This is a genomic window from Hyalangium gracile, assembly GCF_020103725.1.
GTDB classification, from domain to species: Bacteria; Myxococcota; Myxococcia; order Myxococcales; family Myxococcaceae; genus Hyalangium; species Hyalangium gracile.
In genome coordinates this window covers 221,664-243,986 of sequence record NZ_JAHXBG010000004.1, presented here as the reverse complement: position 1 = coordinate 243,986, position 22,323 = coordinate 221,664, and the positions used below count along the sequence as shown (strand labels likewise).

The window sequence follows — 22,323 nt, the reverse complement described above, 5'->3', positions numbered from 1 at the left end:
GACCCGGTAGACTGCCAGCCCGCCTACCCATTAGGTTGCCTGCCGATGCCCTCACCTCGAAAACCCACTCCGGAAGAGCTGCGCGCCGCCATCGGGCGAAGCATGCCGGACCTCATCGCGCCAGGGCTGCGGGTCCTCTTCTGCGGCATCAACCCGAGCCTGTACTCCGCGGTGGTGGGATACCACTTCGCGAGGCCGGGCAACCGGTTCTGGCCCACGCTGCACGCCGCCGGCATCACTCGACGGCTGCTGGCGCCCTCGGAGCAGGAGGAGCTGCTCGCGCTCGGGTACGGCATCACCAACGTGGTGGATCGCGCCACGGCGACGGCGGACCAGCTCGCGCCGAAGGAGCTGGTCAAGGGCGGCCGGCGCCTGGTCACCAAGGTCCGACGCTACCGTCCGCGCTTCATCGCGCTGCTGGGGATCAGCGCCTACCGCGCCGCCTTCGGGAGGCCTGACGCCACGCTGGGGCTCCAGCCAGAGACGCTGGAGGACTCGCGGCTCTGGGTGCTGCCCAACCCGAGCGGGCTCAACGCGCACTATCAGCTGAAGGATCTGGCGCGCCTGTTCCGTGAACTCCGGCGAGCGGCGGAGCAGGGCTGACCGAGCGCCTCAGCGCTTCGCGTCGGAGCTTCGAGTCCGAGCCAGCATCAGCCGGTAGTGGGTCGCGCCATGGGACTGGGCGCCGAAGCGCTTTGCCCACTCGGGGATACCGGAATCCTCGACCGCCTCGAAGCCGGCTTCCTCGAGCAGGGCCTTCATCGTGGACGTGGGCCGCTCACCCAGCATGGGCTCGCTCCACAGGCGAAGGACGAAGCTCATCGTTCTTCCGCCGCTTGCGCCGGGGGTCGCATAGTTGACGACGAGGCCAGAGCCGGGAGCAGCGCGAGCGGCGACCCGCTGGAGCGTGCGGCGCACCGCCTCATCCGTGAGGTACATCACCACGCCCTCCCAGATGAAGAACGTGGGCTCATCGGGGCGATGGCCGGCCTGCTGGAGCGCCTCGTCGAGAGAGTCCTTCTCGAAGTTGACGGTGACGAAGTGAAGGCGCTGGGTGGTCGGAGTCAGCGAGCCCAGGCGTGCCCTCTTGAAGCTCTGGGTGGCGGGGTGGTCGACCTCGAAGACCGCGGCGCCCGCGAGTTCCTGGATGCGGTAGGCACGGCCATCCAGCCCCGCGCCCAGGATGACGACCTGACGCACCCCCCGCGCGAGCGCCTCGCGAAGGTACGCATCGATGAGCATGGTCCGCAGCGCGAGCTGATCGACCCCCACCGAGGAGCCCTTGCGAGCCATGGCAACAGCCCTCTGCCGCCGCCGCTCGGCGAGGCGGAGCAGGAGCGACCAGGGAGGAGCCAGCAGGTGGCGAGCGGTGGGGTCGCGAAACCCGGGCACGGAGGAGAAGCCGAGATCCGCCAGCGCTCGCAGGAACGCCACCAACGACGCCGTCTGACTCGCACGCCCTGCTTTCATCCCAGTGCCTCCCGAGTGCCGCGAAGCTACCAGCCCACGACTCTTGCTCCACTCGCAGGGATGCCGCGCGGAGCCTTCTCGGTGTCATTGAAGAACTTGAGGCCGGTTGGATCCACTGGGAGTACGCCTCGGTGCCGCCTGCTGGACCAACCTGTCATACAAGCAGACAGGTTCAGTCCAACTGAGCCGGGAGGGTGGCCTCGGCGAGCCCCGGACTACAGCCAGCTCGCGGCGGAGTGCCCCAATTCCTTCAGCACCCGCTCCGCCGCCTTCACCCCGAACCAGTTGGACTCCTCGAAGAGCGCCATGCCTCCCAGGTCCGTGTGAGCGAAGTGCAGCGAGCGGCCCAGGCTTTCCTGCGCCGCGAAGCGTGCCGGGCCCCACATGAAGCCCGGGGAGGGCCGGATCATCGCGTGCCCCCACCGCATCACCTCCAGCCGCAGCGCCTGCTCGGTGATGCCGGGGTGCGCCAGCATCAGGTCGGCCATCACCAGCCCCTCCCACTCCCCGTACCCCGCCGACAGCACCTTCTCGCGCTCGGCCTTCACGTCCCTGCCCGCCATCGGCAGGTACCACGTGAGCACCGTCGGGCCGCCCTCGTACTGCCGCAGCGTCTGGTGCGTGGCCACCACGTAGCCCAGGCTCCGGCTCTCGTAGAAGACGTTGTCCCACGACAGCGGGAAGCCCCTGGACTTCGGCGGGCTCGACAGCGTGAGGTTGGCCACCACCCACGGCCCGTACTCGAACGCGCCCATCCACTCGGGCCGCTGCTCCCGCCACGGCGCCACCACGCGTCCCGCCACGAAGCGCGGCCCCGTGAACACCACCTGCCGCGCCTGGAACGCCCGAGGCTTCCCCGTCCCCGCCTCCAGCGCCTCCACCCGGCAGCCCTCCGCGCCCGGCTCCACCGTGTGCACCAGCACGTTGCGCTCCACCCGCCCCGGAGGCAGCGAGGACAGCAACTGCCGGATCAGCCGCCCGTTGCCCTCGGGCCAGCTCAGGAAGCCCTCGCTGCGCTCGCCCTTCCCCACCTGCCGCGCGGCGAAGTACCAGATGCCCGCCCACGCGGAGACGCCCTCCGCCGTCGTGCCGTAGTCATCCCGGCAGGCGTAGTCCACCACCCACTTCAGGCGCGGCGAGCGGAAGCCCTCGGCCTCCATCCACTGCGCCATGCTCACCTTGTCGAGCGCCGTCCACTCCGCGTCATCGCTCGACAGCGCCGTGGGCACCGCGAACGCCTTGCGCCCCTTTGAATCCCTGGCCGCCGCGAACGCGTTCATCCGCGCCTCGAAGCGCTGCACCTCCGCCAGGTCCTCCGCGCTCGCGCCCGCTCGCAGGTACAGCCCCTCGTACCACTCGCCCTGGTAGAAGAGCCGCTCGTCCGGCTCGCGGATGAGCAGCTCCTCCGCGAAGGTGGGGTAGCCCTCGGCATCCGCCCCGGTGACGGCGCCCATCTCCCGCAGCAGCCGCAGCACCGCGCCCTGCTCCGTCATCGGCGCCGGCAGGTAGTGCGCGCCCCACGGGTACTGGGACACCGAGTTCTTCCCCGAGCGCGACGTCCCCCCGAGCTCATCCTCCAGCTCCACCACCCGCACGTCCTTCAGCCCCGCCCCCATCAGCCGCCACGCCGCGGACAGGCCCGCCGCGCCCGCGCCGACGATGAGCACCTCCACCGGCTCCACCGTCTCGGCCCGTGGCAGCGGCCCCCCACGCAGGCGGTGCCCCACCTCCACGGCCTTGTCTACGATGGCGCCCGGCACCGGCTCGCGAGGCCGCGTCCGCTTGCACGCACTGGCCGCCACCGCCGAGCCCAGGAACGCGGCAACCAGCTCCCGCCGCGTCAGTTCCACCGACGCCACTCCTCCTCGTAGTAGTGCACCAGCACCTGGTTGTTCAGCCGGTTCACCTCCGCCGGCAGCCGGTCCATGTCCGGCGGGAACCGCGAGAGCCCCTCCATGGTGGGCTCATCCAGGAAGAGCAGGCCCTCCGGCAGCGAGCGGCGGCTCAGCGCGGGCTCGTGAGCCACCAGCACATAGCCCCACTCGCCGAAGGAGGGCACCAGCGCATGGTACGGCAGCGTCCAGAAGCCCGACGCCTTGAGCGTGGCCTCCACGCACCAGAACGAGCGCCGCGCGAACAGCGGGCTGGTGCTCTGCACCACCGCCACCCCATCCTTGGCCATCCGCTTCTTGAGCAGCTTGTAGAAGCCCGTGGTGTACAGCTTGCCCAGCGCGAAGTTGTTCGGGTCCGGGAAGTCGACGATGACCACGTCGAACAGCGAGTCCCCCTCCTCCAGGAACTTCATCGCGTCCGTGTTGATGACCCGCGTCTTCGGGTGCGTCAGCGCATGGTGGTTCAGCCGGGCCAGCTCCTCGTACTTCGTGGCCAGCCCGGTGATGGCGGGATCCAGATCCACCAGCGTCACCGACTGCACCTCCGGGTAGCGCAGCACCTCGCGCGCGGCCAGCCCGTCCCCGCCGCCCAGAATCAGCACCCGCGCCACCGAGCCGGCCCGCACCATGGCCGGGTGCACCAGCGACTCGTGGTAGCGGTACTCGTCCACGCTGGCGAACTGCAGGTTGCCATTGAGGAACAACGAGAAGCCCCGCTTGCCCCGCGTGAGGACGATGCGCTGGTACGGCGAGCTGGAGGCGCTCACCACCTCGTCGGCGAACAGCTGCTCCTCGTAGAACGTCGTCAGCCGATCGCCCAGCGCCAGCCCCACCACCAGGAACAGCGACAGGCCCACCGCCTTCACCCGCAGCCGCAGCGGGTGGCCCAGCACCGGCGCCAGCAGCCACGTGCTCCACAGGCCCACCAGCGCGTTGAGCAGCCCGAAGAACAGCGAGGTGCGCACCAGCCCCAGCTTCGGCACGAAGAACAGCGGGAAGGCCACGCTCGCCAACAGCGCCCCCAGGTAGTCGAACGTCAGCACCTGGCTGACCAGGTCCTTGAACTTCACCTGGTCCTGGAGGATGCGCAGCAGCAGGGGAATCTCCAGCCCCACCAGCGTGCCAATCACCAACACGCTGCCGTACAGCACCACCTGGAACACGTTCGTCACCGTGAACGTGAGGAACAGAATCGGGGCGCACAGGCCGCCCACCAGCGCCACGGCCAGCTCTATCTCCACGAAGCGCTGGGCCAGCCCCTTCTCCAGGAAGCGCGACAGGTAGCTGCCAATCCCCATCGCGAAGAGGTAGCCGCCGATGACGGTGGAGAACTGGGTGATGGAGTCCCCCAGCAGGTAGCTGGCGAGCGCCCCCACGATGAGCTCGTAGATGAGCCCACACGTGGCGATGACGAGGACGGTGACGAACAGCAGCGTCTTGTTCAAGTCTTCACTTCACTCCACGGCGCGCGCTCAGCCCGAGATGGCCGCCGCGATGATGATGGCCAGCCCGATGATGAAGGAGCCGATGACGATGCCCAGCGCCGTGTTCTGGTCCGTCTCGATCTCCTTGTGGATGTCATACGGGAGGATGAAGCGCATGACGAAGAAGCCCAGGACGAAGACCGCCAGGCCGATGAGCGAGTAGATGACGCTCGCCAGCAGCCCCTGCCAGCTGACCACCACACCCAGTAGCAGCATCACTTGCCTCCTTGGAATCCACCGGTCCAGAGCAGGACACCGCCCGGCCCGCGACGCACGTCATCCGGCACCTTGCCTCGCTCCTCTGTCGCGAAGGGCTCCCAGCCGGTGAAGGCCATGAACGCGTAGGCCAGCACCACGAGCCCGCCAAAGAATTTCATCTCCTTGCTCCCCTCCTCATGAATTCGTCAGGTTGCTCTCGGACCACCGGGTGGACTCGAAGCCCGAGTGGCGCATGAACGCGATGAGCGGCCCCACCAGCAGCAGCACCAGCGCGAAGAAGAACCACATGCCGCGAGGCACATCGCTGGTGAGCACCACCCGGTAGTTGCGCCCCGCCATCTGCTGCAGCGCTCCGCCCCCGGGGAAGGCCGCCGTGGTGCGCAGCACGTAGGTGCCGGGCTCCACCGCGGACAGGTACGCCGTCCCGATCGTGTTCCCCTCGGACCACGAGCCCTCCGAGTCCCGCCCGCTGTAGTAGCTGAGCTCCTCGTAGAAGCTGGTCACCTCGCCCGTCTCCTGGTTCACCAGATCGCCCTGCACGCCCAGCCAGTCGTTGTTCAAGGCGCCGGCGACCACGTCCGCGCGCACGTTGCCGCGGCTCTCGATGCGGAATGGCTCGCTGAACTGCATGGCGCTCGGCGTTCCGGACGCCGCCTCGGGCCCCAGCCTCACCGTCATGTCCAGCACCTGCTGGTTGGCGGCGCTCGCGTGGACGAGCACCGTCAGGAGCAGCAGCACCGTGGCCCAGATGCCGGCCCACTTCCACGAGGAGCCGGAGCTGTGGGGGTTGGGCTGGCTGGGAGCGATGCCGTGGGGCGTCGGCAGCGGCTCCTTGAGCTTGAAGGCCTCCTGGATGACGGAGGGCAGCAGGTACTCGCCGTGGGTGAAGGACACCTCGGTGTCCGTGGCGTCCTCGTTCACCGAGTAGGGCGGCGCCACGTACTCGATGGCCTGCGCCCGCTCGCCCTCGTGCACCTCCCAGTAGAACTCGCCCAGCACCGTCTCCGTGACGGCCGACACCGACTGGAAGGCCTTGTAGCGGCGGTGATCGTAGTGGGCGGCCACCTGCGGCACCAGGGCGACGTCTCCCGCGTCGATGGGCGTGAGGTGCACCCAGTGCCCGTTGGAGAGCATCAGCCAGGTGAAGCCGTGCTCCCGGTTGTAGAGCAGGTACTCCTCCCACGGGTAGCGCGTGCCCTCCACGGTGCACGAGCGCACCATGTAGCCGATGCAGATCCACTCCACCTCCTTGAGCCGGCCCTTGGCGCCCAGGGGGATGAGCGGCGGGTGGTCCGGCTTCTCGAGCAGCTGGAGGAAGGCCAGCTTGCCGTGGCTGGCGTCGAGCAGGGCGCCGCAGTACGGGCACGCCACGCGCCTGGTCTTGTCCGGGGCGCGCAGCTCCAGCGCGCCGTTGCACTGGGTGCACCGCGCCTGCTGCAGCGACACCTTGCGCACCCGGGGGCGCACCTGGTCCAGGGGGATGCCGAGCTGCTCCAGCTTGAGCCGCTGGCCCAGGAACAGCTCGGGATCCTGCAGGCGCGTGCCGAAGTCCAGCGTGGCGAAGACGCCCTTGGGGCCGGTGGCGTCCACGTAGTAGCCGTCCTGGGACGGATCCACGTCGCTGGGGAGCTGGCCGGCGGCGGACACCACGCGCCCGTGGCCTCGCTCCTCCACCACGAAGGGGCGGTTCTGCAGCCGCAGGCGCTGGCCCGGGTGCATGTCATCCAGCTGGAGCCCCCGCTCCACCCCGGACTCGAACATGAGGTGGAAGGCGCCCTCGGACTCGCTGAGCCAGCCGGTGCGGCCGTCGTCGAACTCCACGTACCACTCGTCCCAGGGGCCGGCGCCGTGGTCCTTCTGGATGTGGCCCACCAGCTTGTAGCCGACCTTGTTGTAGCGGCCCTCGAGCCCCAGGCGCAGCGGCGAGTCGGTGTCCACGATGGCGCCAATCTTCCCGTGCGCCTCGAGGTTGATGCCCTTCCTGGCCACCACCGTCTGGCAGTAGCTGCAGACGACCACCTGCGCGGAGCCCGCCGTGAACTCGACCGGAGCACCACACGAGGGACAAGGCCCTTGCGTCACGCCTTCACCCCCCGTGCGAGCTCACGCACCACGCACTCCCGGGCGCCCAGGTACCGGGCCACCAGCGCCTCGAAGTCCGGGCGAGGGCGGGTGCGGCAGCAGTAGACGTTGAGCGCGGCGAAGCCGTGCTCGGGGAAGGTGTGGATGGCCAGGTGGCTCTCGGCCAGGAGCGTCAGGCCGGTGATGCCGCCGGGCTCGGGGAACACATGCCACTGGGGCTGTCCCACCACCTTCAGCTCCAAGAGGACGATGAGCTCCTCGAAGAGGCCGGCCAGGGCCGCCCGGTCCTTGAGGCGCTCGGGCACGCAGCCGCTCGCGTCCACCAGCCATTCCTGTCCCGTGGTCAGCGTGGAAACCTCCCAGACTGAGGGCTTTCTAGCACGAGCCCGGCCCGCAGGGGCGAGGGCTTGCGGAGGGGGGTTGGCGGATGTGGGCCCCCACCCGGTACGCTGCGGGTGTCATGACGAAGCCGGAGCCCCGTCCCGCCGAGCCGCTGCCCTCCGCCGAGCCGGCCGCCGCTCCGGCCCCCGCCCCCGGAGCCATCGCACGGCTGGTACAGGCCATCCGAGGCCTGCCGCCGGCCGAGGGCTGGCGGGGGACGGGCTGCGCGGGGATGGCCGGCTGGTTCCGAGCCGAGTCCGCGCCCACCCGGGAGGTGACGCCCCGCTTCCAGGAGCTCTACACGCGGGTGCGCCGGGGCGAGCCGGTGCTGCCGTCCGAGGCGCGCGGCCACCTGTACCTGATGGTGAAGGGGCTGCTGGGGGACGAGATGTTCGGCTACCTGGAGGACAACCAGCGGAGGCTGGAGCGCCGGGGGCTGGAGACGCGCGAGGTGCAGGTGGACACGGAGGCCTCGCTGGCGGACAACATCGAGGTGGTGCGCCACGCGCTGGAGGACGCGGCCTTCTTCAAGCGCTCGGTGGTGCTGGTGGGCCATAGCAAGGGCGCGGTGGAGAGCCTGTCCACGCTGGCGATGTACCCGGAGCTGCGGCGGCACGTGCGCGCGGTGGTGGCCATCCAGGCGCCGTATGGGGGCTCGCCCATCGCGCATGACTTGACGGACACGCCGGAGCTGCGGCGCATGCTGAGCCTCGCGTTCCCGCTGCTGTTCTACGGGGTGTCCCGCTCGGTGGAGGACCTGAGCTACTCGGCGCGCAGGGAGTTCGTGGGGCGCTACCCGTACGCGGGGGAGGTGCCCACGGTGTCGCTGGCCACCTCGCGCTCCTCACGCCGCTCGATGCTGTGGCCGGTGGCCCGCTACATGTCCGAGCGCTACGGGCTGGCGACTGACGGGCTGGTGGCGCAGGTGGACGCGGAGGTTCCGGGCTCGCGGGTGGTGCGGCTGAGCGACATGGACCACGCGGAGCCGACGCTGGTGGGGCTGCCGGGCTTCGCCAACTACCACCCGGGCGACGTGACCGAGGCGGTAGTGGCGCTGGCCCTGGAGTCGTGAGCGAGCTGAACGCACTCAAGGTAGATTCGCGCACGTCTTCTCGTAATTCTTCTCCAACACGTGTGAGTTCCACTCCTCCTGGCTCAAGTTACGCTCGAGGCGCTCGCAGGCCTTCTTGATGAGGTCCTCCGTACGCCAGGAGTGGATGGAGTAGGTCAGACCTCTCCCGGTGCCCGGATCATGCACGGTGGCCAGGAACTGGCCGTCCGGGCTGAGGAGAGGGGGGTGCGTACTCACTCCTTCCAAGGTCCGAGAGATCTCTACTCGAGAACCCGCCTCCCAGACGCTCACCGTCCCCTTCTCGCTCAGAGTCAGCAGGTACTTCTCATCCTGGCTGTACTCCAGGAAGGAGATGCTCTCCTGCGCCTCCACGGAAGGCAGGTCTCGTCCAGTCTCCGCCTCCCAGATGCTCACCACGGGCTCGCTATTGGCGATGGCCAGCCCCTGGCCGTCCGGGGTGAAGACCATGCTCCGGATGCGCGTGGCCTGGGGCTGATCCAGCACCAGCCTCCCACTCTGGGTGTCCCAGAGCCGTACCACACCATCCAGGGTCGCGGTGGCCAGACGCCGTCCATCAGGACTCAAGCGCACGGACTCCACCGCCGCGGGGGTGCCTGCCATGTGCGGCTGCTCACAGGACTCCTGCGCCACCCCGATGGGCTCATCACAGGACAAGGCCGGGTGCGCCAGCTTGAGCAGTTCCTTGCCTGTCTCCACATCCCAGACACGGGCTGTCGTGTCCTCCCCTCCCGTGGCCAGACGCTTGCCGTCCCCGCTGAAGGCCACGGTCTTCACGGGCCCCTCATGCTTCATCCCCCATGGCAACGCGCGTCCCGTGGTTGCATCCCAGAGCCGTACCGTCCCGTCCCGGCTCGCGCTCGCCATGCGAGCGCCATCCGGACTGAACTCCAGGGCATGGATGAAGCCCTCATGCTGCATGCGGGAGACCTCCTTTGACGAAGACGCATCCCACACCCGCGCAAGAGTTCCTGACGCGGTGGCCAGGCGCTTTCCATCCGGGCTGACCGTGAGGAGGTGTGCCCCCTCTGAGTCGTTCAGGCACGCCAGCTTGTTGCCAGTGGAAGCATCCAGGATACAGGTGGGTTCAGCCGCTTTGGCGATCACCAGAAGCCGTCCTCCCCGGGCGAAGACCATGCCCGTGTGTTGGCCCAGGCTCGTCACCCGTGCCACCTCCGCCTTGGGGACTTCCCACACGCAAGCCGTTCCATCCTCGCTGGCTGTGGCCACCCGCTCCTCACGAGGGCTCCAGGCGACAGCCGTCACAGCGCCACCATGGCTCAGCCGCGTCTGGATGCCGGTGCGGAGGTTCCAGAGAGCGGCCGCGCTTCCTTCCTGCCACGTGGTCGCCAGCCACTGTCCGTCCAAAGAGACAGCCATGGAGTTGACCGCCGCCTCGTGAGACAACCGGCGGAGTTCGTGTCCCGTGGTTGATTCCCAGAGCCGGACTGTCTTGTCCTCGCTCGCGGTCAGCAGGCTGATGGTTGAAGCAAAGGCCAGGGCGGTGACGGGCCCATCATGATTCAGAGGCGAGGTCTGGCGCGCACCGGGTACATCCCAGACCTGCACCGTTCTTTCCCCCTCCTGCCCCAGTGCCAGAAACCTGCTGTCAGGACCGATGGCCAGCATGGCCTTGGAGGACGACTCGAAGGGCTTCACAGCCACTTCCTCCTTCCAGGAGGTGCCCACCTCCCAGACCCGCGCCCGGCCAGAGATGCTCATGGCCGCCAGGAACCGTCCATTCGCGCTGAAGCGCGCGGTCGGCCGCATGGAACTCTCTCGCAGCACCCCAACGCCGTCCGACTGCCTTCTGAGGAGGAGCGCCTCGCCCGGATCCATGAGGGCCTCATGCACGCCTGTGGGATCCAAGGCGACAGCGTAGAGAGCACTCTCCTTCTGCGTATGCGAATCCCGCTGCCCCGGTTTGACGTCCCAGTACATGACCCTGCTCTCGGGGTCTCGAAGGGTGAGGCGTGTTCCATCCTTGCGCCAGGCCAGCTCCTTCACCTTGCCGTCGAGGGAGAGCTCGGCGAGCGTCTCACGAGTCTTCAGACTCCAGACGCGGACGACATTGCCCGAGGTCACAGTGGCCAGGCGCTCCCCGTCCGGGCTCCACGCGGCAGCGAGCACGGGAGCGTCGTGGCTGAAGCAGAGCTTGGAGCGAGGCAGCTGCTCCAGTCCCTGGACGAGGACCTGATGAGCTTCTGGAGACGGATTCACCTTCAGCGACTGCACGGCGAGCAGCACTCCGCGGTCCATGTTCTGGGGATCCGAGGTCAGTATCTGCCTGGCATCACGCATCAAGTTGATCGCGGTGAGCTTGTCCAGCCTCCCCAGAGCCCCTTTGAGCACCCCCTCCGAGAAGGGCTTCTGCTGGTTGAAGGACAGCTGGGTGGTGTCCACTGCCTCTCCTGCCTTGACCCGAAAAGACGCCACCTTGAGCGTCGTGTCCTCGCGGCATTTGAGCAGGTAGTTCCCCGGAGGAAGTGCGAGTTCCGTGCTGCGCTGCTGCCTCGCCATCACCTCCGCGACGAGCTGGAGTTCGTCCGACGAGGTGACGTAGCAACGCTGGCTTCCACTTGGGAACTGCAGCCTCGAGCGGGCCGGCAACGCCGCGAGATAGAGGTTGCCGTGTCCCTTCAGCTCCTTCTTATAGGACGGGTGCTGCGCGCCAGCGGGCGCATCGATCGTGTCGCGGACCGTCTGCTCGTAGGCGTAGGTGTACACCTCCTCGAGGCTGACCTGCTTATCGCCATTGCTATCCGCCACGCCGCGGAGTCCGCTCACCAGGTGGTTCGTGAAGAACGAGCCCTTGAGCGCACGAACCTCGATCGACAGTTCGTCCTCTCCCGAGGAGGTCAGAAAGACGGTGCCACTCACCTCGGAACTCGTGGCGTTCAGTTCATCGGTCATGCTGACGCCGAACGAGGTGCCGCGGCGCCCTGCCTTGGTGGCGAGAATGGAGCCGCTCCTGCAGGCGTCGATGATTCCCACCTTCACTTTCGCGGGCAGCTGACGCAGGCGATGGTACAGCTTGTCCAAGGGCACCGAAGTTCCGCCCAGGTGCAGCTGCTCGGCATCCCCATGGCCTGAATAGTAGAAGACGAACAAGCTGCCCTCCGCGGGAGCACCGGCGAGCTTCTTCCCCACCTCGTCCAGCTTCTCGAAAAGGCGCTTGTCGTCTGGTCCATTGAGGATCGCGACATCTTCGGCGGCGAAACCTCCCAGCTCGGTGAGGACGGCACCGACTCGGCGAGCATCCTCCTCGGCGTATTGCAGCGGGAGATCCGCCGTCGAACCCTTGTTGGCCCCCACGACCACCGCCAGGCGATTGGCTGCGAGCGCATTCCCAGAGAGCAGGAAGGTGAGCAGAAAGAGCCCCCAGAACGCTTGGGCCCTCATGTGTGCTCTCCCACCGCTGAATCCACCGGGTGTTCTTCTCCGCAGCGGCCAACCCTTCTCGCGAGGGGTGGACGCGCTCCTGCATTCTTCATAGCATCGGCTCATGGACTACCTATTACGTCACGTCCCAGCCGTCATAGCCAGTGGGTTGCTCTTACTTATGAACGCTCCTGCCGCCCAGGCCCAGGCCCAGCCCCAGGCAACCTTCGAATCCGCCATCAACGAAAGCAGGCAACTCTTCGAAACCAAGGAATACGACCAGGCACTGAAGAGCCTGGGACAAGCGAGGGAGCTCGCCAAGGGAGAGCAGCAGATCGCCACGGTGGCCCTCTATGAAGGGCTCGTGCTCGCGAGCCTGGGGTACCAACACCAGGCTCGCGCTGCCGCTGCCTTTCGAAAAGCGCTGTTTCTGTCTCCCCGGGCGAAGCTGCCGACGAAGACATCGATCTCCCCCGAGGTGGAGCGTGAGTTCGAACAGGCACAGGCAGACGTCAACGCGGGCACTTATCCACGAGAGTCCTCCATGCAGGATTTCTCTGTCCCCCCCATCCGCGGCCACGTGCAGAAGAACTTCGGGAATGCCAAGGACGAACTCGACCGGTGCATCGAGAACCGGGAGTATGACGCCTGCTTCAAGAACGTCGAGGAGGCCAAACCCTTTGTCCGGCACGACGAACAACGCGTCACCTTGACCCTCTACGAAGGAGTCCTCAACGCCATCACGGGGGAGCACGAAAAAGCCCGAGCCACGCAAGCTTTTCGTGAGGCGCTCAAGTTGTTCCCCGATATCAAGACGCCCGTGGTGAGTTCCCCTCCAGTAGGGCGCGTCCTCGAGCAGGAGCGGATACGCGTCCGAAAAGAGCTCGAGACTCCTGCAGCCACCGTCGCGACGAATGCCCAGCTCCACTGGGTGCCCACGGGCAGCATGGTCAAAGGCCGTGAAGGCCATACGGCCACCCTGCTGAACTCGGGCAAGGTGCTGGTCGCTGGGGGAGTGGACTCGAGTGGAAGTCTCGCCGAGGCCGAGCTCTACGACCCCACCACGCGCACCTGGTCACCCACCGACACCATGAAGACTGGCCGTCATCACCATACGGCCACCCTGCTCCCCTCTGGAAAGGTGCTGGTGGCGGGAGGTGAGAACGAGGAAGGTGTTCTGTCCAGCGCCGAGTTGTATGACCCGGACACGGGCACCTGGGAGCCCGCGGGCAACATGCTCACCAGCCGGCAGCACCACACGGCCACCGCGCTCCTTTCAGGGAAGGTGCTGTTCGCCGGCGGAGAGGACGCCTCCGATAACAAGCTCGCGAGCGCGGAGGTGTACGATCCTGCCAAAGGCAGCTGGTCGAGCACCGGCAACATGTCGTCCGAGCGCCTCTATCACGAAGCGGTCCTGCTGCCGTCTGGCGAAGTGTTCGTCGTGGGCGGTGTCTCCAGCAATGGCAATCTCGCCAGCGCGGAGCTGTACGCGCAGGACTCGGGTGCCTGGACGCCCGTGCCCGGAGAGCTGAGCGCGGGGGTGTTCGCGCACAGGGCCGTCCTGCTGCATTCGAACCGGGTCCTGCTGATGGGCGGGGATGACGGCAAGACGACACAGACCATCGCGGTCATCTACGATCCTGACACGAGGGCGTGGACCCCTGGCATCTCCAAGATGAGCATCGGCCGCAGCGCTCACTCGGTCACGGTGTTGCCATCGGGCGCCGTGCTGGTGGTCGGTGGAGAGGGGCGCAACGACCAGGCTGCCGCAAGCGCGGAGGTCTACAGCCCGGTTTCAGGCACATGGACCCCCACCGACAACATGGCGACGCCTCGCACCCGGCACACAGCGACCCTGCTTCGCACGGGAGAAGTGCTGATCGTTGGAGGACGCAACGGCAGTACGCCCCTGAGCAGCGCGGAGCTGTATCAGCCCTGACTCCGGCCGATTGGTTCCCCTCAGGTACTCGCTCCCAGTCCACGGCAGGACATGCTCGCTCACTCACAGATCGACACGCTCGATGCGCTGTACCGGCGCTTCGGGCCCACCATCCACCGCCGCGCCCGTGCGCTGCTTCGAGACGACCAGGAGGCCTTCGATGTGACGCACGACACGTTCCTCGCGTACATGCGCACCCAGGCGTCCCTGCGCGGTGAAGCCTCTGCCTTCACCGTCCTCTACCAGATGGCCACCTACAAAGCGGTGGACCGGCTGCGCCGAAACGCCCGCTGGTCCGGCGTCCTGGGCTCGCTCGAGCCATCGGAGGACGACGATGGGCGCCCAGGCTCGTGGGCCACGTCACACGAAGGAGGACTGTCGCGAGTCGAGGCGCTGAGAGACCTGGCGCTGCTCACCGAGGGAGAGTCTCCTCAGGTGCTCACCGCCGCGGTCCTCCACTTCGTGGAGGGACATACGAAGTCGGAGGTGGGCGAGATCCTGGATCTCGACCGTAAGCAAGTGGCGGACCTGCTTCGCGACTTCGCCGAGCGCGCCCGCAGGCGTAGTTCCCGGCTCGAGGAGGCTTCTCCATGACGACAGGAACGAGACGCATCCCGGATGCACTGCTGGAGCGCTATCTCACGGACTCACTCCAGGCCGAGGCCAGGACGCGCCTGGAAGCCACACTGGAGCGCTCGCCCAAGGACCAGCAGCGCCTGGCGGAGCTGCGCGCGGACTCGGCCGCGGTCCTCCTCCAGCACCCCTCCCGAACCATCGTGGAGCGTCTCCAGAAGAAACGTTGGCGGTCGGGGGGATGGATGTGGCTCGCGCTGCTCGTTCCCGCATTCGCCGCGACAGCCGTCTGGTTGGTACGCCCGCTCCCTTCCAGTCCGTACACCGCGAAGGGTTCGGTGATTCTCACGCTGTTCTACGTAGCTTCCGACGGCAGCTTCGTCCCGGTTTCTCCCGACGTGCCGCTGGCACCCGAGACCTCCCTGCACTTCAAGGTGCGCGCCGCAGCGAGCGGCTTCGTCGCGGTGCTGAGCAGGAACGCCCAAGGTGTCGTCAGCGTCTACCACCCTTACGACGGCAAGGAAGCGGTCCCCTTCGATGCGCTCCAGCCGCGATTGCCTGTGGAGATCATCCTGGACGGCACCCTCGGCCGCGAGGACGTCTACGCGCTCTACTCGACCCAGCCTTTCGAGTTGGGTTGGGCCATGGAGGCGCTGAAGAGGGACCTACCCCTGAAGGACGCTGCGCCCAAGGGCGTGTACGTGGATCACGTGTCCTTCACGAAGCAGAAATAATTCCCACGAAATTCGGGTCCGACGACGAAGAGAGCAAGAGGGCCGCGGCCATGAACCGCGCCCTCTCGGGCGGAGCGTGCCCGCGCGCGCTCCGTCCATCTCTCGTCGCTCCATTTCCGTACTCACCCATGTGCCCTCTGGAGGAGAGGACCCGTGACGCCCGTGTATTGCCTGGTTGCTACCACCCAACGTCAGCTCGACGATGCGCTCCGCGTTCGTTGGGCCGTCTTCGGCGAAGAGCTGCGGCTCATCGACGGCCCACTGCCCGCGGCCCCCCGCGAGGTGGACTGCTTCGACACCCTGGACACCACCGTGCACCTCGTCGTGTACGCGGGCTCCCGGCCCGTGGCCACCTCCCGCCTGCTGCTTCCCAGCCCCGAGGTGGCCCAGTCCACCGGCGCCCCCCTCGGCATTGCCCTGGAGCAGAAGCTCGATCTGTCGGGAGTAGGAGGACCGGGAATCCAGCTCGCCGAGAGCACTCGCTTCTGCATCCTCAAGGAATGGCGCCACTCCGAGGCGCTCGTCCACCTGCAGGCCGGCCTGTATCAGGAGAGCCGACGCCTCGGAGTGACGCACTGGATCGCCTCCGCGAACACGGAGACCGACTCGGCCGAGGACGCCTCCCTCGTCTTCCAGCTGGCCGCGCACAAGAAGTGGGTGAGCGAGCGCTGGAAGGTGCAGCCTCGCGAGCACCCGGCGCCACCCGCCAGCCCCAGCGCCGAGCTCTACTCCCCTTCGGCGCGCGCCCGTGCACGCGCGGGACAGCTCGACGGCCTGCGGATGCCTCGGCCCCTGGCGCTCTTCGCGCACCGGATGGGCGCTCGCTTCATCGGTGAGCCCCACTACGACTCCCACTTCCGACGCTTCTCCATGCCGCTGATCGCCGCGCTGGATGAGATCCCGGCCAATACCCTGGCCCTGTTCGATGCCCTGGAGGCTGGCGCCCCCCGCGCCGCCTGAGCAGCACCCTCTCCCCTTCACCCTCACCCCACTCGAGCGGGACCGGCGACGGTCCCGAACAGGAGACGTACATGCAGACGCAGAGACAGAACCCGATGGACTGGACGAGCACGCTGGAGCACGAGGCCCGTGCGCTGGTGGAGACCCTGGACACGCACCCGGCGGCGCGGCGCCTCTTCGACGGGAGCATCGACACGGACGGCTATGCCGCGTGGCTGGCGCAGACGTACCACTACGTCCGGTGGACGACGCCGCTGCTGGCGCTCTCGGGCCAGCGGATGAAGCGGCTCGGGCGCTACCCGGTGCTCGCGGAGCTGCTGCTCCAGAAGGCCTCGGAGGAGCGGGGCCATGAGCGGTGGCTCCTGGCGGACCTGAAGAACCTGGGGTGGACGCGCGACCAGGTGGAGCGCTTCGAGCTTCGCCCCTCGGTGGCCGCCTACGTGGCGTGGAACCGCTTCACCTCGGAGGCCGGTACCCCCACCGCGTTCCTCGGCACGGCGTATGTCCTGGAGTACCTCTCCGTCCATCGCGCGGGACTGGCCGTGGAGCGACTGCTCGCTCGGAATGCCATCCCGAACATCCACAAGGCCGTCACCTTCCTGCGCGGGCACGCGGGCGCGGACGGCGAGCATGTGGCCGAGCTGGCCACGGTGCTGCGCTCCCTGGAGGAGCCGGAGGAGCAGGCCGCCATCCTGCTCTCGGCCCGCACCACGCGTGCTCTCTACCTGAGCCTCTTCCCCGAGGAGGAGGGCGCGAATCCAACCCTGGCGACCTGAGCCCGAAGGGAGGGCGCGTGAGCTGGAGGACGGCTCACCCGCCCACTCCCAACCTATGTATTTCCCCGTTCAGCTCCGAGGCCGCGGAGATCAGCTTGGCCCGGCTGCCCACTCCCAGCTTGCTGTAGCTGTGCCTCAGATGCACCTTCACCGTGTCGAGCGCGCACTGCAGCTCGCTGGAGATGGTCTGGTTGTCCCAGCCTTGCATCACCGCCTCCACCGCCTCTACCTCGCGCTCGGTCAGTTGCTTGCGCCACTTCTCCGGAATGATGGAGGACTCCTGCAGCACCAAGGCCCAGAGCTGCTTCCCGTCCTGGGGAGGGAGCGGAACGAAGGTGGTAACCAGGCGTCGCGTCCCCTTCTCGCGCACGAGCGTGTCCTGCCCGAAGACCACGGGCCCTCCCGTGGCCACCAGCTGCCCCAGCTGCCCCAACAGCGCGATCGGCAGGCCGGAGTGACTGCACTCGAGGCGCAGAAACCACCTCTCGAGCAACTCCGTCGCCCGGGACGTGCGCATCACCTCGGTCGATGGTGGGTTCAGCACGACAAGCTCGAAGTCGTTCTGGCGGCAGAGCGCCTCCAGGAGCTGACCGCTCTGGGCCACCTTCCCCAGCAACCGACAGTTGCGCAGCGTGCTCGCCAGCATCGGCGTCAAGCGCTGCAAGAAGATCCGCTCGTCATCCGTGAACGGATGCCGCTGGCTGTCGCGGTACAACGTCAAGCCACCATGCCAGTCGAGTCCCTGGTCCAGCAGCACCGCCATCACGTACTCCATGGGCATGCCCAGGTTCCGGCAGTGCGCGTACAGGGGGCTGCGCTTGAGCTCGGTGCGCGACACCATCTCGGAGTCACGCAGCACCATGTTGCGGTGCCGCACCACGGAACGCAGCACGAAATCCTCGCCCGCCAGCTCGGAGTAATGGGCGAAGAAGGCCTGCGGTATCTGCGCCACCATCCAGTCGTAGTCCTGGGCACGTCCGGGTTTGGACACGCACAGGGCCGCATGATCCGCGCCCAGGGGCCGGGAGAGGTGTTCGTAAAAGCGCGTCTGCACTTCGTTCAGGTCCAGCGAGCTGCTCAGCACCGCCATCAGTTCCACAAGCGATCGCTCGCCCAGACCCTCCATAGCGTACCCTCCTCACAGCCCCACTGCCCGGCATCCTTCTACCACCTCAAAAGATCCATCCGGATCTCACACTTATGCCGAGCGTGCCCAGGCGGCGCCAGCTAAACACTCCTCGGATACAGGCCACGCAGCGCAAGATCCGGGTGGCCATTGACCCTGGGGTGCACGAGAGTCCCGCGCCGGCAGTCCCACGGAGACAGCATGGCGCGTGACAAGGATGAGGTGGCGAGTCCGAGCGCTCAAGAGTTCAACCTGGATCCCCGCAGCTGGGAGGACTTCAGGGCCTTGGGGCATCGGATGCTCGATGACATGGTTGACCACCTCTCAACCCTTCGCGAGCAGCCCGCCTGGAGACAGGTTCCCGACTCCATCAAGACAGACCTCTTGAACGAGCCCCTTCCGCGGCTCCCACAAGGCGAGGCTCGGGCCTACGAGGACTTCCGCCGCAACGTCCTCCCCTACCCCAATGGCAATCTCCACCCGCGCTTCTTCGGCTGGGTGCAGGGCAACGGCATCCCGCTCGCGATGCTGGCCGACATGCTCGCCTCCGGGATGAATCCTCACCTGGCTGGCTTCAACCAGGCCCCCGCCCTGGTCGAGCAGAAGGTCGTCTCCTGGCTCGCGGCGCTGATGGGCTTCCCGGAGAACGCGAGCGGTGTCCTCGAGTCCGGCGGCACCATGGCCAGCATCCTCGGCCTGGCCGTGGCCCGGCACGCGAAGTCCGGCATGGACATGCGCAAGCAGGGCCTCCAGGGCGGCGGACCTCGGCTCACCGTGTACTGCTCCACCGAGACGCACGGCTGGGTGCAGAAGGGCGTCGAGTTGCTCGGCATCGGCACCGACTGGCTGCGGCGCATCCCCGTCGACACGCAGTTCCGGATGAACGTCGCCGCGCTCCGGGACGCTGTCGCCGCAGACCGGGCCGCCGGGCACCGGCCCATCTGTGTCGTCGGCTCGGCCGGCACCGTGAACACCGGCGCCATCGATGACCTGCGGGCGCTCGCGGACTTCTGCCAGGAGCAGGACCTCTGGTTCCATGTGGATGGGGCCTTCGGCGCCCTCGCCCGGCTGTCCCCGAAGCTCGCGCCCCTCCTCTCGGGCCTCGAGCGCGCGGACTCGCTGGCCTTCGATCTCCACAAGTGGATGTACCTCCCCTTCGAGATCGCGTGCCTGCTCGTCCGTCACCCGGAGGCCCACACCGGGACGTTCGCCTTCGCGCCCAGCTACATCGCCCGGCAGCCCCGAGGCGTCAGCGCGGGCGGCTTCCCCTTCTCGGACCGGGGCGTGGACCTCACTCGCGCCTTCAAGGCGCTCAAGGCCTGGATGTGTCTCAAGGCCTACGGCGTGGAGCTCTTCGCGCGCATCATCGAGCAGAACGTCGAGCAGACGCGCTACCTCGTCCGGAAGATCGAGGAGCACCCCCGCCTCGAGCTCCTCGCTCCCGCGCCGCTCAACGTGGCGTGCTTCCGGTTCCGGCCAGAGGGCCTCCCGGCCGAGCAGCTCGATCGGCTCAACACGGAGCTCCTCCTCCGCGTCCAGGAGCGAGGCCTGGCCGTGCCCTCCTCGACCATCGTGAACGGCGCCTTCGCCATCCGCGCCTGCAATGTGAACCACCGCGCAACCCGCGCGGACGTGGACGCCCTCGTCCAGGCCGTGCTCGACCAGGGCGAGAACATCCTTCAGGAGTGGAACTCCCCGGACTTCGATGAGCCCTGGGGGTGGATCATCTGACGGGCTTTGCCCACCGTAAACCACCGGAAATGCTACAGAAAGTCGAGCGAACGCGCCGGTTTGGCGTTAGGATGCGCCCGCCATGCGCACCCGAATCCTGACCACTGGACTGTTGCTGCTCGCCCTCACCGCCTGCTCCAAGGACAAGGAGAAGGAGACCACCCAGGCCAAGCCTCCCGAGTCCGCCGCTACCTCGGTGAAGCCTCCGGAGCCCCCGCAGGCCAGGCCCCCCGAGCCCCCCGCTCCCCCGACCACCCCCCCGCCGCCCGCCCAGGCCGAGCTGACGGGCTTCCAGAAGGATGCGATGGAGGGCAAGGACCTCTACGCCACCCTCGACACGAGCGAGGGCACCATCGTCGTGAAGCTCTTCTCCAAGGATGCGCCGAAGACCGTGGCCAACTTCGTGGGCCTGGCCACCGGCCAGAAGGAGTGGAAGGACCCCACCACCCTGCAGATGACGACGCGCCCACTCTACGACGGGACGATCTTCCACCGCGTCATCCCCAAGTTCATGATCCAGGGCGGCGACCCGCTCGGTAAGGGCATCGGCGGCCCGGGCTACACCTTCGAGGACGAGTTCAAGAGCGGCCGCACCTTCGAGAAGCCCGGCATCCTCGCCATGGCCAACCGCGGCCCCGCCACCAACGGCAGCCAGTTCTTCATCACCGTGGCGCCCACGCCCTGGCTCAACAACCACCACACCATCTTCGGTGAGACGGTGAAGGGCTATGACGTGGTGGAGAAGATCTCCAAGGTGCCGACCAGCGGCGGAAACGCCCCCGTCACCCCGGTGGTAATCAAGAAGGTCACCATCTCCGACAAGCAGCCGTAGGCGCGCCATGAGACGCGTCTCCACCCGGCTCGGCGAGCTGGACTGCCAGGTCGTCGATGCCCTGCCTCCCGGCACCGAGCCGGAGCTCGCCGTCCTCCTGTGCCACGGCTACGGGGCTCCGGCCACCGACCTGGTGCCCCTGGCCGCCGAGCTGATGATGCTCCGCCCGGAGCTGGCGAAGCGGGCTCGCTTCGTCTTCCCCGCGGCCCCCCTGTCGCTGATGGAGCTGGGGATGCCCTCCAGCCGGGCCTGGTTTCACCTGCCCATGGAGCTGCTCACGGGCCGCCAGCGCGACTGGGACGAGTACGCGCGCGCGGTGCCCGAGGGGCTCCCCGCCGCGCGCCGGGCGGTGATGAGCGCCATCTCCGCGCTGTCGGCCGCGACGAGGCTGCCCTACGGCCGCATCGTGCTGGGCGGCTTCAGCCAGGGCGGCATGGTGACGACCGACGTGGCGCTGCGCCTGGAGGAGCCTCCCTCCGGCCTGTGCATCCTCTCCGGCACGCTCATCGCCCGCGAGGAGTGGAAGGCCCGGGCGGCGGCTCGCAAGGGCATGCCCGTCTTCCAGGGCCACGGGCGGTATGACGACATCCTCCCCTTCCAGGCCGCCGAGCGCCTGCACGAGCTGCTGACGGAGGCCGGCCTGGGGGTGGAGTTCGTACCTTTCGATGGGCCGCACACCATCGCGCCCGAGGAACTGAAGCGGATGGCGGACTTCCTGGTGGCGCGGCTGGAAGCCCGCTGAGGAGGCGCACGCCGTGTACCACTCACGGGAGCTGACGGTGTCCACCCGGGGACGGGGGTTCCACGACATCACCCCCGAGGTGCAGCGCGCCGTGAAGGAGAGCGGCGCCCGCCAGGGCCTGTGCACCGTGTTCCTGCACCACACCAGCGCGTCCCTCATCCTCTGCGAGAACGCCGACCCGGACGTGCGCAGGGACCTGGAGGCCTTCTTCTCCCGCCTGGTGAAGGATGGGGACTCGCTCTTCCAGCACGACGCCGAGGGCCCGGACGACATGCCGGCCCACGTGCGCACGGTGCTCACCCAGAACTCGCTGTCCATCCCCGTCCAGGACGGCGCGGCGGACCTCGGCACGTGGCAGGGCATCTACGTGTGGGAGCACCGCACCGCGCCGCACCGGCGCCGCGTCACCGTCTCCGTCGTGGGCTGATCACGGGCGGAGGTACTTCGAGGGCAGGGGGTACTCCGCCGTCTCTGGCGTCCATGCGACCGTCAGCAGCCACCACCGCTTGCCATCGTGCACCGCCTGGATGCTGTTGATGCCTCGCACGAAGGGCTTCGTGTCTCCGTCGCGCAAGCCCTCGTAGGTGCTGAAGATGTGCGCGAGCGTGCCGAAGCGCTCCTCATGACGGTGGAGCTCCCGCTCCCGAAAGCCCTCCTCGGCGAGCAGCCTGTCGGACCGGGCGATGTACTCCTCGGGGGTGAGCACGCGGTGGCCGGTGTGGCCGTCCGGGCGCCTGCCGGAGGGGATCAGCCTCGCCCCCGGCGCGAAGAGGGACCGGAAGCGGTTCCAGTCACGAGCCTGTCCCCTCGGCCCGGAGATGACGTCGTAGAGCGCCGCGACAATGGCCGCGGGGGTGGCGACGTCCTCTGGACGGGGGGCGGGAATCGGAGGAGGTGAAGGAGTCATCGAG

General features: G+C 67.9%; 21 protein-coding genes. 11 read left to right on the top strand and 10 right to left on the bottom strand.

What is annotated here, in order from left to right; translation table 11 throughout:
- Positions 1-102 precede the first annotated feature (102 nt).
- Positions 103-603 (top strand): G/U mismatch-specific DNA glycosylase, encoded by a 501-nt coding sequence (gene mug, locus KY572_RS09925; protein WP_224242541.1) that lies wholly within the window; start codon positions 103-105, stop codon positions 601-603.
- Positions 604-612: 9 nt separating this feature from the next.
- Here mug and KY572_RS09920 read toward each other — a convergent pair whose 3' ends face one another.
- The 7 genes from KY572_RS09920 to speD form a co-directional block, all read right to left on the bottom strand.
- Positions 613-1,470: a class I SAM-dependent methyltransferase gene (locus KY572_RS09920; RefSeq protein WP_224242303.1), complete on the bottom strand. Its 858-nt coding sequence runs from the start codon at positions 1,468-1,470 to the stop codon at positions 613-615.
- Positions 1,471-1,685: 215 nt separating this feature from the next.
- Positions 1,686-3,320, bottom strand: coding sequence for an FAD-dependent oxidoreductase (locus tag KY572_RS09915; RefSeq protein ID WP_224242302.1), 1,635 nt, complete (start codon positions 3,318-3,320; stop codon positions 1,686-1,688).
- Positions 3,311-4,807 carry a polyamine aminopropyltransferase gene (locus KY572_RS09910; RefSeq protein WP_224242301.1) on the bottom strand — a complete coding sequence of 499 codons (1,497 nt, stop codon included), beginning with the start codon at positions 4,805-4,807 and terminating at the stop codon, positions 3,311-3,313. Before KY572_RS09910 ends, KY572_RS09915 begins: the two co-directional genes overlap by 10 nt.
- A 27-nt stretch (positions 4,808-4,834) precedes the next feature.
- The gene (locus KY572_RS09905) at positions 4,835-5,062 is read right to left on the bottom strand and encodes a DUF350 domain-containing protein (RefSeq protein ID WP_224242300.1); all 228 of its coding nucleotides are present in this window, start codon (positions 5,060-5,062) and stop codon (positions 4,835-4,837) included.
- Entirely contained in the window at positions 5,062-5,223 is a 162-nt protein-coding gene (locus tag KY572_RS09900) for a hypothetical protein (RefSeq protein ID WP_224242299.1), read from the bottom strand. The genes KY572_RS09905 and KY572_RS09900 overlap by 1 nt, the downstream gene beginning before the upstream one ends.
- Before the next feature lie 16 nt (positions 5,224-5,239).
- On the bottom strand, positions 5,240-7,147 hold the full coding sequence (locus KY572_RS09895) for a DUF4178 domain-containing protein (protein WP_224242298.1): 1,908 nt from the start codon (positions 7,145-7,147) through the stop codon (positions 5,240-5,242).
- Positions 7,144-7,470: an S-adenosylmethionine decarboxylase gene (gene speD, locus KY572_RS09890; protein ID WP_407659925.1), complete on the bottom strand. Its 327-nt coding sequence runs from the start codon at positions 7,468-7,470 to the stop codon at positions 7,144-7,146. The genes KY572_RS09895 and speD overlap by 4 nt, the downstream gene beginning before the upstream one ends.
- A 137-nt stretch (positions 7,471-7,607) precedes the next feature.
- Here speD and KY572_RS09885 point away from each other — a divergent pair, with 137 nt between their 5' ends.
- The gene (locus tag KY572_RS09885; protein WP_224242297.1) at positions 7,608-8,600 is read left to right on the top strand and encodes a GPI inositol-deacylase; all 993 of its coding nucleotides are present in this window, start codon (positions 7,608-7,610) and stop codon (positions 8,598-8,600) included.
- Positions 8,601-8,615: 15 nt separating this feature from the next.
- Here KY572_RS09885 and KY572_RS09880 read toward each other — a convergent pair whose 3' ends face one another.
- On the bottom strand, positions 8,616-12,020 hold the full coding sequence (locus KY572_RS09880; RefSeq protein ID WP_224242296.1) for a caspase family protein: 3,405 nt from the start codon (positions 12,018-12,020) through the stop codon (positions 8,616-8,618).
- Between the two features lie 160 nt (positions 12,021-12,180).
- On the opposite strand from KY572_RS09880, the gene KY572_RS09875 reads away from it, so the two are divergent.
- From KY572_RS09875 to KY572_RS09855, 5 genes are all read left to right on the top strand, one after another.
- Entirely contained in the window at positions 12,181-13,938 is a 1,758-nt protein-coding gene (locus tag KY572_RS09875) for a kelch repeat-containing protein (RefSeq protein ID WP_224242295.1), read from the top strand.
- Positions 13,939-13,989: 51 nt separating this feature from the next.
- Positions 13,990-14,532: an RNA polymerase sigma factor gene (locus tag KY572_RS09870; protein ID WP_224242294.1), complete on the top strand. Its 543-nt coding sequence runs from the start codon at positions 13,990-13,992 to the stop codon at positions 14,530-14,532.
- Entirely contained in the window at positions 14,529-15,245 is a 717-nt protein-coding gene (locus tag KY572_RS09865; RefSeq protein ID WP_224242293.1) for an MFS transporter, read from the top strand. Before KY572_RS09870 ends, KY572_RS09865 begins: the two co-directional genes overlap by 4 nt.
- Positions 15,246-15,398: 153 nt before the next feature.
- A complete protein-coding gene (locus tag KY572_RS09860; protein WP_224242292.1) occupies positions 15,399-16,205 on the top strand; it encodes a GNAT family N-acetyltransferase in 807 nt (268 codons plus the stop codon).
- Positions 16,206-16,276: 71 nt separating this feature from the next.
- Positions 16,277-16,981: an iron-containing redox enzyme family protein gene (locus tag KY572_RS09855; RefSeq protein WP_224242291.1), complete on the top strand. Its 705-nt coding sequence runs from the start codon at positions 16,277-16,279 to the stop codon at positions 16,979-16,981.
- 34 nt (positions 16,982-17,015) lie between these two features.
- Here the strand turns inward: KY572_RS09855 and KY572_RS09850 are convergent, their stop codons facing one another.
- Complete coding sequence (locus KY572_RS09850; RefSeq protein ID WP_224242290.1) at positions 17,016-18,071, bottom strand: LuxR C-terminal-related transcriptional regulator; 1,056 nt, start codon at positions 18,069-18,071, stop codon at positions 17,016-17,018.
- 237 nt (positions 18,072-18,308) lie between these two features.
- Here KY572_RS09850 and KY572_RS09845 point away from each other — a divergent pair, with 237 nt between their 5' ends.
- The 4 genes from KY572_RS09845 (at position 18,309) to KY572_RS09830 (ending at position 21,839) form a co-directional block, all read left to right on the top strand.
- On the top strand, positions 18,309-19,838 hold the full coding sequence (locus tag KY572_RS09845) for a pyridoxal phosphate-dependent decarboxylase family protein (protein ID WP_224242289.1): 1,530 nt from the start codon (positions 18,309-18,311) through the stop codon (positions 19,836-19,838).
- A gap of 82 nt (positions 19,839-19,920) precedes the next feature.
- On the top strand, positions 19,921-20,670 hold the full coding sequence (locus KY572_RS09840) for a peptidylprolyl isomerase (protein ID WP_317987832.1): 750 nt from the start codon (positions 19,921-19,923) through the stop codon (positions 20,668-20,670).
- A 7-nt stretch (positions 20,671-20,677) separates the two neighbouring features.
- Positions 20,678-21,412: an alpha/beta hydrolase gene (locus KY572_RS09835; RefSeq protein ID WP_224242288.1), complete on the top strand. Its 735-nt coding sequence runs from the start codon at positions 20,678-20,680 to the stop codon at positions 21,410-21,412.
- Between the two features lie 13 nt (positions 21,413-21,425).
- Entirely contained in the window at positions 21,426-21,839 is a 414-nt protein-coding gene (locus tag KY572_RS09830) for a secondary thiamine-phosphate synthase enzyme YjbQ (RefSeq protein ID WP_224242287.1), read from the top strand.
- Here KY572_RS09830 and KY572_RS09825 read toward each other — a convergent pair whose 3' ends face one another.
- Positions 21,840-22,319 (bottom strand): nuclear transport factor 2 family protein, encoded by a 480-nt coding sequence (locus KY572_RS09825; protein ID WP_224242286.1) that lies wholly within the window; start codon positions 22,317-22,319, stop codon positions 21,840-21,842.
- Between the last annotated feature and the right edge of the window lie 4 nt (positions 22,320-22,323).